The 10480-nt window shown below is 68.4% G+C and carries 9 protein-coding genes and 2 pseudogenes; 7 read left to right on the plus strand and 4 right to left on the minus strand.

Going from position 1 to position 10480, the window contains the following annotated elements:
- Positions 1 to 155: 155 nt before the first annotated feature.
- Together AB0H12_RS44690 and AB0H12_RS44695 are read right to left on the minus strand one after the other, a co-directional pair.
- Positions 156 to 497: pseudogene (locus AB0H12_RS44690) on the minus strand (DDE-type integrase/transposase/recombinase); the annotation flags it as partial.
- Positions 498 to 692: 195 nt separating this feature from the next.
- Positions 693 to 1022, minus strand: a complete 330-nt coding sequence (locus AB0H12_RS44695) for a transposase (RefSeq protein WP_499632752.1) — start codon at positions 1020 to 1022, stop codon at positions 693 to 695.
- 230 nt (positions 1023 to 1252) lie between these two features.
- On the opposite strand from AB0H12_RS44695, the gene AB0H12_RS44700 reads away from it, so the two are divergent.
- Both AB0H12_RS44700 and AB0H12_RS44705 read left to right on the plus strand, forming a co-directional pair.
- On the plus strand, positions 1253 to 1504 hold the full coding sequence (locus AB0H12_RS44700) for a WGxxGxxG family protein (RefSeq protein ID WP_499632734.1): 252 nt from the start codon (positions 1253 to 1255) through the stop codon (positions 1502 to 1504).
- A 379-nt stretch (positions 1505 to 1883) separates the two neighbouring features.
- Positions 1884 to 2666 (plus strand): IS5 family transposase, encoded by a 783-nt coding sequence (locus AB0H12_RS44705; protein WP_499632755.1) that lies wholly within the window; start codon positions 1884 to 1886, stop codon positions 2664 to 2666.
- A gap of 8 nt (positions 2667 to 2674) precedes the next feature.
- On the opposite strand, the gene AB0H12_RS44710 is transcribed toward AB0H12_RS44705, so the two are convergent.
- Both AB0H12_RS44710 and AB0H12_RS44715 read right to left on the minus strand, forming a co-directional pair.
- On the minus strand, positions 2675 to 3808 hold the full coding sequence (locus AB0H12_RS44710; RefSeq protein ID WP_499632735.1) for a cytochrome P450: 1134 nt from the start codon (positions 3806 to 3808) through the stop codon (positions 2675 to 2677).
- Positions 3809 to 4250: 442 nt separating this feature from the next.
- Positions 4251 to 4637 (minus strand): hypothetical protein, encoded by a 387-nt coding sequence (locus AB0H12_RS44715; protein WP_499632738.1) that lies wholly within the window; start codon positions 4635 to 4637, stop codon positions 4251 to 4253.
- A gap of 412 nt (positions 4638 to 5049) precedes the next feature.
- On the opposite strand from AB0H12_RS44715, the gene AB0H12_RS44720 reads away from it, so the two are divergent.
- The 5 genes and pseudogenes from AB0H12_RS44720 to AB0H12_RS44740 form a co-directional block, all read left to right on the plus strand.
- On the plus strand, positions 5050 to 5445 hold the full coding sequence (locus AB0H12_RS44720; protein WP_499632741.1) for a hypothetical protein: 396 nt from the start codon (positions 5050 to 5052) through the stop codon (positions 5443 to 5445).
- Positions 5406 to 5624 carry a hypothetical protein gene (locus AB0H12_RS44725; RefSeq protein ID WP_499632744.1) on the plus strand — a complete coding sequence of 73 codons (219 nt, stop codon included), beginning with the start codon at positions 5406 to 5408 and terminating at the stop codon, positions 5622 to 5624. The genes AB0H12_RS44720 and AB0H12_RS44725 overlap by 40 nt, the downstream gene beginning before the upstream one ends.
- A gap of 216 nt (positions 5625 to 5840) precedes the next feature.
- Positions 5841 to 5957, plus strand: a pseudogene (locus tag AB0H12_RS44730) (IS5/IS1182 family transposase); the annotation flags it as partial.
- A 206-nt stretch (positions 5958 to 6163) separates the two neighbouring features.
- Positions 6164 to 6877 carry a TSUP family transporter gene (locus AB0H12_RS44735; protein WP_499632747.1) on the plus strand — a complete coding sequence of 238 codons (714 nt, stop codon included), beginning with the start codon at positions 6164 to 6166 and terminating at the stop codon, positions 6875 to 6877.
- Between the two features lie 39 nt (positions 6878 to 6916).
- The coding region (locus AB0H12_RS44740) for a WD40/YVTN/BNR-like repeat-containing protein (RefSeq protein WP_499632749.1) at positions 6917 to 10480 on the plus strand (3564 nt) is incomplete at its 3' end.

The following is a 10480-nucleotide window of genomic DNA, read 5'->3' on the forward strand; positions in this document are numbered from 1 at the left end:
CAAGACCCTCGGCTGGAGGACGCCTGCGGAAGCCTTGAACGATCATCTATCCTCGCTCCAACAAGCCGGTGTTGCGACGACCGATTGAATCCGCCGGTCGACCCGCGGTCGCTGTGGTGGATGAGCTGTCCGTCGCGCACGTCGCGGGACCAGATCGCGTATTCCAGGGCGCCGAGCACGAGGTCGGTATCGCAGCGGTCGCTGGTCTTCCAGCCCACGATCCGGTTGGAGAACGCGTCGCGTACGGCCGCGAGCCAGAACACACCCTCGCCGGTGCGGATCCGGGTGGCGTCGGCCACCCACAACCGGTCCGGCGCGGGCGCGGTGAAGTCCCGGTTCACCCGATCAGGGGCCGGTGCGGCCCGCGGATCCTGCCTGGTCGACGACGTCCGCCACTGTTTACGCAGAAAGGCGCCCCGCAGGCCGGCCTGGCGCACCAGCCGCTCGACCCGCTTGCGCGACACGCGGATGCCCCGACGCCGCAGGACCCGGTGCACCCGCCGGGCTGCCGTAGGTGCCGCCCGAGGCGGTGTGGATGTCGGCGATCTCCGCGGTGATCGCTCGGTCCTCGCGTTCGCGATCCGACGGGTCGGCCTGTCGGGCCACCCAGCCGTGGTAGGTGGAGGAGGTGACGCCCAGGACCCGGAGGACGAACTCGACCCCGAAGCGGCCGCGAAGCTGCTCGACGAGCTTCACGACCGTCGCCGGGTCGGGTCGGGTTCCGCCGCGAAAAACGCGGACGCGGTCTTGAGGATCTCGTTGGCCCGCTTGAGTTCCGCGTTCTCCTTGCGGAGGCGGCGCACCTCCTCGGACTCGGTCGCGGTGGGCCGGTCGTCCCGTTCGCCGCGGTCGGTCTCGTCCTGCCGGATCCAGTTCCGCAACGCCTCGTGGTGCACGCCCAGCTGCTCGGCCAGGCGTCGGATCACCGGCTTGGGGTCGGACTCCCGGTACAACCGGACCGCACGGGCCCTCTCAGCTCGTCGGGGTACTTCTTCGGTGGTGCCACGGACGACTCCCTTCAGGCCCTATCGGACCATGTTTTGGAAAGCCGCCGAGTTGGCGGGGAACGTCACGGGCGTGGTCGGGACCGTTGCGAGACGGCCGCCATCCTCGACCGACCCGTCGTCGAGGTGTTCACCGCAGGTGCACCGTGCCAGCGTCACTCGGGTGGGTCCTCGTCGTCAGGGTTGGCATGGTCTGCAGCTTCGGCGGTATCCAGCCATCAAGACATCGACGGACCTGAGGAGATGACATGGACAAGGTGAAGCGCTTCATCGGTGCACTCGTTCTGGGCGCGGGTCTGGCCGCCGTTCCCGCCGCTGTCGCGTCCGCGGAGGAGTCCGCCCCTCGTGCCGTGGCGACGGTGATGGCTCAGGAGAACAACGATGACGACGACGGGAGCGGTAACTGGGGCTTGCTGGGTCTTCTAGGTCTTTTGGGTCTCGCGGGCTTGGCGGGCCGCACGAAGCGCAACGTGACCGACCCCCATGTGACCGGACGGTGACCTGACTCGGCGGAGGACTGCCATGCGCTTCGGCAGCACCAGAGTCGAATTCCTGGGTGGCCGTGCCGGCTGCCTGACGATGCTGGTGATCTCGATCCTGGCCTCGGTGCTGCTTACCGTCCTGCTGAACGCCCTCTTGTGACCGCCCGTGCGGCGTCCAAGATCATAAAGCGGACGCGACCAGGTCGAGCACCTTGCGCTGAGACTCGGTGGGTAGCGCCTGGGCGTTGTGGGTTCCCCTCCGGACTTCTGGTTGCCCATTTCGAGCTCGTACGTCCCCCCGTGGGCCACGGTCTATAGGACCGTGTCTCACGTGGTGTTGATGGTCGTGTCATATCTCGGATCGTGGTTGATCGGTTGTCGTTGCGGTTGGTGCCCGATGAGTTGTGGGCGTTGGTCGAGCTGTTGTTCCCGAAGTTCGCTGCCCGCCCGCAGGGGGTGGGACGGTGCCGGTGGACGACCGGGCGGTGTTCACCGCGATCGTCTATGTGTTGACCAGTGGCTGTGGGGGCAGGAGTTGCCGCCGTCGTCCGGTGTCACCGTGCCGACCGCGCACCGGCGGTTCGCGCGGTGGACCGAGGCGGCGTTGTGGCGGCGGTTGCACCAGGCCGTGTTGGACGAACTCGGCTCGCGTGGGGAGGTCGGCTGGTCGCGGGCGATCCTGGACGCCGCGTCGGTCCGGGCGGAAAAGGGGGGCGACATGACCGGTCCAAACCCGGTTGACCGCGGCAAGCCCGGCTCGAAGATCCACGTGGTGTCTGACCGGTCCGGCCCGCCCTTGGCCGTGGGGGTGTCCGCGCGAACCTGCAAGACAGCCAGGCACTCGAGCCCCTGCTCATGGCCGTCCCGCGCATCCGGTCCCGACGCGGACCGCGGCGCTTCCGCCCCGCGAAGCTGCACGCGGACAAGGGCCTACGACATCGACCACCTCCGCCGCTGGTTACGCCGGCGGGGCATCGCCCCGCGCATCACCCGCAAAGGCATCGAGTCCTCCGACCGCCTCGGCCGACATCGCTGGGTCGTCGAACGCACCATCTCCTGGTCCACCGGCTACCACCGCCTGACCATCCGCTACGAACGCCAGGCCGACAACTTCCGCGCCTTCCTCACCCTCGCCGCGGCACTGACCTGCTTCAGACGACTCACCGAACTCGCCACGTGAGACGTGGTCTATGCCGCCGGGATCAGGCGTAACCGCAGGTGACGGGGGGTGTGCAGGGTGTCGAATGTCGGTGTGGGGGCGCGGTGAGGGGTCAGGTGGTGGTTCTTCAGCACGGCCGCGAGGACGACGGTCAACTGCGTGAGGGCTAGTTGCGAGGCGGGGCAGGTGCGGGGGCCGAGGGCGAAGGGCAGGTAGGTGCCCGGCGCCGGGTGGAAGCCCTGGCTCCAGCGCTGCGGGTGGAACCGCGAGGGCTCCGGGTAGGCGTTCGGGTCGTGGTGGTTGAGGTAGGGGCTGAACAGCAGGTCCGCTCCCGCCGGAAGGCCGCGGGTCGGTGCGGTGAGTTGCTGCCGCAGCCGCCACACCGGTGGGTGCAGGCGCAGGGTCTCGCGGATCACCGCCCGGCACAGCGGCAGGTCCGCCGTCGGGTCCGCCCGCGCGGCGGCGACCTCGGTCCGGGCCCGCTCCTGGACGTCGGGGTGGGTGGCCAGCTCGTGCAAGGCCCAGGCCAGGGCGGCGGCGGGTACGTGGTGGCTGGACAGCAGCATGGTGCGCAGCGCTAACGTCACGGTGTGCTCGTCGAACCCGTGGTCGGTCAGGACGGCCGCCAATCCGGCGGCTGGAGGACGGGTGCGGACGTGGTGTCGGATGGCGTTGTAGGTGGCGCGCTGGGCGTGCCGCAGCCGGAATCCGGGCCGGAGCGGCCGACGGGCCCGATCTGCCAGGACAAGTTCCCGTTCGACGAGGGAGGACAACGCCTCGGACGGTTCGCCGAGCAGGTGTCGGACGTTGACGGCGGAGATCAAGGCGATGGTCTCGTGCCCGATGTCGACGACGCCGGGCGACGGCCAGCCGGAGACGACCCGGGTGGCCTGGGCCTCGATCACCGGGATCGCCGAGGTCAGCCGGGACGCGGTGAGGAAGGGGTTCGCGGCGCGGCGCACCGCCATCCAGGTGGCCAACCCGTCCGGTCCCCACGACGTGACGCCGGTGCGTCGAGCGGCCCTGGCCGTGGACGTGTCCCTGCTCGCCAGGAGGCGTTCGGTCTCGGTGGGGTCGGTCACCAGCCACAGCCCGCGTTCGAGTTCTGTGACGCCTCCACCGGAACCCGCCGCCGCGATCAGGACGTCGAGTGGTTCGGTCATGGCTCCTCGCTCGCGAGTGGAGGGCGACTCCGCCCGGACCGCCGGCGACGCTCGGTCCGGGCGAAGCGGGTCACACCGTCGGGTAGGCGTAGTAGCCGGTGTTGGTGGAGCGGCGACGACGCATGATCTTTCGCAACAGTTTCATCGCACCCGTCCTTGTGTGGGGGAAATCCAGTATTGCCAGGGGTTTTCGCCGAGGTCAAGGAAGTGTGAACACGGTTCACCCTCATGCGTCGACATGGATGAAGCCGCAGGCCGTCATGTCAGCGACGAGGTGAGTGCCGATGCAGAGGCTGTGGTGAGACCGGTTCGGTGAGACTGGCGGAGGTTGAGGTCGGGAGGCCGACGACGTGCGTGGTGGAGCCGCCGGGTGAGCTTCCCCGCTGTCCCCGTCCCCGTTCTCGACGATGACCAGGGTCTCGGTACGTTGCCGTTCGCCGGTTCACAGCACGGTGGTGAAGGTCGTGGTGCCGCTGACGCTGGTCAGGCCTTGGGGGGTGAGGCAGGCGGTGAGGTCGGTGGCGGGCAGGATCTTGGTCTGCACGACGGTGGCGCCCTGGAAGAGTCCGTCGACCACGGTGCCGGTCAAAACCAGGAGGGTGGTGCCGCCGGGTTTGAGGTTGATCTCGAAGCCGCCGTGGACGGTGCTGGTGTGTCCGGTGTTCCAGTGGTAGGTGGAGGTGTTGGTGGTGGAGCCGGAGAGGCAGCTGAACGTGCCGCTGACCAGGGCGGTGAAGGTGGCGCCGGTGATGTCGGGGTGGGTGGGGGAGACGCAGCCGCCCAGCGTGCCGGTGGCTTCGAAGTCGATGTGCCTGGGGAGCAGTGTCATGCCGGGGGAGTAGGTGCCGACCTGGGTGCCCTGTGGGGTGCCAGAAACTCTGCAACGGGTCGCCGACCTGCGGCGATCGCGCATCACCGACCACCAGAGATTCATCGTGAGGCGTGGCGTTACGACTGCTGTACCTGATCTTCGTCCCGGCTCGTCGGCCGGTCCACTGCGGCCAAGGACGTCGAACTGGTGGTGCTTCGGCACGAGGTCGCCGTGCTGCGCCGGGCCACTCCCCGTCCGCGGTTGGACTGGGCGGATCGCGCGGTGCTCGCCGCGCTGGTGCGCCGACTCCCCCGTCCGTTGCGCGGACACCGACCGGTGACACCGGGCACCGTCCTGCGATGGCACCGGCGCCTGGTCGCGCGGAAGTGGACCTACCCGAACCGGGTGCCCGCCGGTCGACGAGGCCATCGTGGCGTTGATCGAGCGGATGGCGCGGGAGAACACCGGCCGGGGCTACCGCCGGATCCAGGGCGAGCTGCTCACGCCCGGCCACCGGGTAGCCGCGTCGACCATCCGCCGCGTGCTCAGGCGTCAGCGGATACCGCCCGCGCCGATCCGGAACACCGACACCTCCTGGCAGCGGTTCCTCCATGCTCAGGCCGCAAGCATGTTGGCCTGCGACTTCCTCCACATCGACTGCGCCGTCACCCTCGAACGGGTCTACGTGGTCTTCGTGATGGAGGTCGCCACCCGCTACGTCCACATCCTCGGCACCACCACCAACCCGACGGACCCTGGACCACCCGACAAGCCCGCAACCTGCTCATGGACCTCGACGACCGGGCGAAAAGCTTCCGGTTCCTAATTCGTGACCGGGCTGGGCAGTTCACCACCTCGTTCGACACCGCCCTCGCCGACGCCGGCGTTCAGGTCGTGAAGGTCCCGCCACGGTGTCCACGAGCGAACTGCCACGCCGAGCGGTTCGTCGGCACCGCCAGACGCGAAGCCACCGACCGACTGCTCATCATCAACGAAAGCCACTGAAAGCAGTGCTGGACCACGTCTCCCACTACAACCACCGCCGACCCCACCAAGCCCGACAGCTCACGCCACCACGACCGGACCAACCGATCCCCCGGCCGAGCCGCACGTCGATACGCCGACAACCCGTCCTCGGCGGCCTGATCAACGAGTACGAACCCACGGCGGCCTAACACGCAGGTCAGAGCCACTGCGCCGACTATTGGAACCCCACAGGGAGAACGAGCTGTCTCGATCCTCAAGGCATGGCGACTGCTGCGCAGACTCCGCTGCTCAACCACCCGCATCACCGACCTGACCCGAGCCGCCCTCGCACTCCACCTCAACGCTGGATGAGGTTGGAAAAGGCTCCTTGTAAGCGAGGCTGCTCCGAACAGGCGGAATGGTTGCGCCGAACGGCTGTTCCGGCAGTAGGCGGATAACGGCCACCTGCGGCAGCGCGATCTATGAAACGTGACTCAGATCACTGTCAACGCAGCTGTGGGCCGCGATCCCGCGAACGACGAGCGCTTCCGTCCGGCAGTAAGGACGGCGCATCGGTGATGGCCTTGCAGATCACGTTCGTGCTGATCGCCATCGCGCTCGCGTTCGCGGTCTCCGCATCGGCGGGTTTCGGGGGGAGTCTCGTCCTCGTGCCGGGGCTGGCGCTGTTGCTGGGCACGAAGCCGGGCACCGCGCTGGCCGCCCTGCTGCTGGCGGCCAACAACGTGATGAAGGTGTGGGCGTACCGGCGCACCATCCCGGTGAAGCGGGCGCTCGTGGTGGTCGTCCTGGTGGCCGTCGGAGCGGCCCTGGGTGCGCTGCTGTTCGTCGCGGCGCCGGAGAAGGTGGTGGCGATCGCCGTCATCGGCTCCTTCGTGCTGGCCTTCCTGGTGGAGCGCTTGGACCTGACCAGGGCGAAGGTCCTGGGCACCCACTTGTTCGCTTTCGCGTCGGGGGCTTTGTCCGGCTTCAGCGGCACATCCGGTCCCTTGAAAGGCCTGGCGATCCGCAACCTGCCGCTGGACAGGCTGCACATGGTCGGCGCCCTGTCGCTGGCGTCCCTGGTCGGGGACGTGACCAAGACCGTCATCTGGACCGGGGCAAATCTGATCCCACCCGGCGGCTACCTCCTGACTGCCGCCGCGGTCCCCCTGATGGTCGGCGCGACGCTCCTGGGCCGGCGCTTCAACACCCACATCGGGGAACGCGGTTACACCTACCTGTTCTGGACCGTGATGACCGGCTACACGGCCCGCTTGATCGCGGGCCTGTGAATTCCCGCACCGCTGACGAGTTGTTCCCGTGGAGGAGAAATGGATCGAGATCGCCAAGAGCCCCGTGTCCCGGAGTACGGTCACCGCAACCGCAAACTCGAATGGCGCACCGAGTGGTTCCACCTCGGCCGGTCCCGGGACGACGAGGTGCTCGGTGCGTCCCTGGAGCGGGCACTGCGCGAGAAGCGGGCACTGATCGAGAAGCAGCGCGACCGCACCGACCACATGGCGGCCTACGGCCCGGCCGGCGCCGGGACGCCGTGGTACTCGATCGGACCGCGCAACATCAACGGCCGGATCAAGTCGATCGCGGTGCACCCGACCGACCCCGACATCGTGTACGCGGCCGCGGCCTCGGGCGGCGTGTGGAAGACGACCGACGCGGGCCAGTCCTGGCGTCCGCTGTGGGACACCCAGGAGTCGCTGACGTTCGGGAGCATCGCGATAGCGCCGAGCGAGCCGGACACGATCTACGCGGGCACGGGTGAGTGGACACCGGGATATGTTCTGACCTACCCCGGTTCCGGGATATACGTCTCGAACGACGCCGGTGCGTCCTGGGTGCGGCACACCTCGTTGGTCACCCGGCGGGTGTCGAAGGTGGCGGTCTCCCCGGTCGACCCGTCAACCGTCCTGGTGGCGGGCAACAGCGGGCTGGAGCGCTCCACCGACGCCGGCGTCGGCTGGGACACCGTGCTGGCCGGGCTGATAGCCGACGTCGTCTTCGACCCCAATGACGGGAACATCTGCTACGCGAGCCGCGACGACGACGGCATCTACCGCAGCACGGATGCCGGTGTCAGCTGGGACCTGCTCCCGGCCGGGCCGACTGGAGCGGACGCCAACTGGGCGAAGCTGGCCATCGGGACGGCGGGAGCGCACGGGTCCGAGTTCCTCGCCGTCAAGAGCGAAGACGCCGTGCACCTGTCGACCGACGCCGGCCTCACCTGGAGCACGGTCGCCGGCAGCCACGGCGGGGGCTGGCCCGGGTGGTGCGACATGATCGCGGTCGCCCCGGACGACGAGGACGTGATCGTGGTCGGCGGGGCCTCCGCCGAGTTGACCACGGACGGCGGCGGCATGTGGTCGGCGATCGGCGGACTGCACGCCGACCACCACGTTGCGGTGTTCGCCCCGAGCAACCCGGACATCGTGTACGAATGCAACGACGGCGGCGTGTACCGCTCGTCGGACAAGTGCGCCAGCTTCAAGAAGGTCAGCGACGGCCTCGTGGTCACCCAGTTCTACGACGTGAACGCCTGGGACCCGGTGTCCAACGTGATCGGCGGCGGCACGCAGGACAACGGGACCAACATGACCACCGGCGGCCTGACCTGGAAGCACATCAACAGCGGTGACGGCGGCTATTTCATGGTCCACCACACCGATCCGCGGACCATGTACGCCGAGTACCAATACACCCAGATTCGAAAGTCCACCGACGGCGGGAACACGTGGGTGAACAAAACCAACGGCCTGTCCGACGGCACGCCGTGGACCGGCGTGATGGAGATGGATCCCGTCGATCCGGACAAGGTCTACTGCGGCACCACCCGGGTGTTCCGCAACACCGACGGTCTCGTCACCGACTGGGTCAGCTCCAGCCAGATCCTGGCCGGCACCGTGTCGTCCATCTCGGTCGCGAGATCCGACACCGACCGGGTTTACGCCGCCGGGGGCACGCACGTCTACCGCAGCGACGACGCCGGTGTCACCAACCCGTGGGCGGACAAGACCGCGGCGCCGCTGCCGGCCCGGGTGATCAAGGACCTCGCCGTCGACCGCACGGATGCGGACCGACTGGTGCTCTGTTGCGGTGGGACCGGGACCGGGCACGTCTTCCTGAGCCCCGACGGCGGCGACTCCTGGAGCGACATCAGCGGCAACCTGCCCGACGTGCCCTGCAACGCCGTTGCATTGGACCCCAACGACGACAACACCGCGTACGTCGGCACCGACGTCGGTGTGTACCGCACCCAGGACGGCGGCACGACCTGGGAGGCGTTCGACAACGGTCTGCCCAACGTGATCATCGCAGACCTGCACGTGGACGCGGAGGACAACGCGCTCTACGCCGCCACGTTCGGACGTGGCATGTACAAGGTGGGCATCGCGCCGGGTGCGTCCGAACCGCCGGTAGACCTCTACCTGCGGGACAGCCTGCTGGACACGGGCGAGCGGTTCCCGTCGCCGACCGGCATCCCGAACCCGAACGACACCGCAGACACCGTCCGCTACTGGGAGAGTCCGGACATCAAGGTCGACGTGACCCCGTTCTTCAACCAGGACGCGTTGTTCGACGGAGTCGAGTTCGACCTCCAACTGCCCCACCAAGACCCGATCCGCACCGAGGTCAACCGGATCCACCTGCAGGTGCACAACCGCGGCTGGACCACTGCATCCGATGTCCGGGTGCGGGCGTTCTTCGCCAGTGCGGCCAGCGGCCTGCCGTCGCTGCCCAACCCGCTGACGCCACCGGACTTCGACCTGTCCTCGACGGTGGACTGGCAACCGATCGGACCCGCGAAGACCATCGCGGTGCTGGAACCCAACCGTCCGGTGATCGTGTCCTGGGACTGGCAGATCCCGGCCGGCGCCACCACCCACAGCTGCCTGCTCGCCGTGGTGTCCAACCCGGACGACCCGATCACGACCGCGGAGACCAACGCCGACGCCCTGGTCCGCAACGAGAAGCGGGTATGCCTGAAGAACCTGCACGTGATCAGCGCGGCGGGCCCCCGACCGGATCAGTACCTGCTCCCGATCCAGTTCCACAACGCACTCCGCGACCACACGACGCTCGACATCGTGATCGACCCCGACGACTTCGTCGAAGGCACGATCGGGCTGCTGCTGGAACCGGTGGTCCTGGACGAGAGGGCGCTCAAGGACGTCACCATCTACCGCGCACGGCCAGGCGAGTACCTCGGCGAGTGGTACCAGCGGCCAGGTGACGACCCTTGGCCGGGCCGCGACGACTACCTCCACCAGCTCGACCAGGAACGCATCTTCGAGTTCAGCTCCACCAAGCGCGCAGAGATCCGACGCGTTCCGGTGTCACCGGGCCGTTCGATCCGCGGTCTGTTGACCGTGCGGGGCACGCACAAGACCCCGTACGGTTCACCGCAGCGGTTCAGCGTCTCGCAGCGCCAGGGCGATCGAATCGTCGGTGGCAGCACCTACGAGCTGCGGCTGCGCCGGGCGAGAGGCCTGGCCGCGGTGTCCCACATCCGCGTCACCCTCGACAGGCTCTCGCTCGAGACGCACCTGCCGGCTCAGGAGCCCATGTGGGCCAGAGTCGTATTCGACAACTCCCGTACGCACTGGACCCACATGCCCGCGCAGGGCCGCGTCGACGTCCACCTGTTCGACGGGTACGTGGCCGAGGCGGACAACATGACTGTCTCACTGCACCCCGCCGGCGAGGACGGCCTGCCCCGTGAGACCGAGACGCTCTACAGCGGACAGTTCAACCACCCACCGGAGACGTGGGTCGGTGAGCACACCGCAGGCGGCGACCACCGCGAATTCCGCGGACCTCGTGCTGCTGCAACGGCTGCCGGTCGGGCAGGCCCAGTTGGCGTCCCAGATCTGGCGGCTGCC

This window comes from Actinosynnema sp. NPDC023794, assembly GCF_040639675.1.
GTDB lineage: Bacteria > Actinomycetota > Actinomycetes > Mycobacteriales > Pseudonocardiaceae > Actinosynnema > Actinosynnema luteola.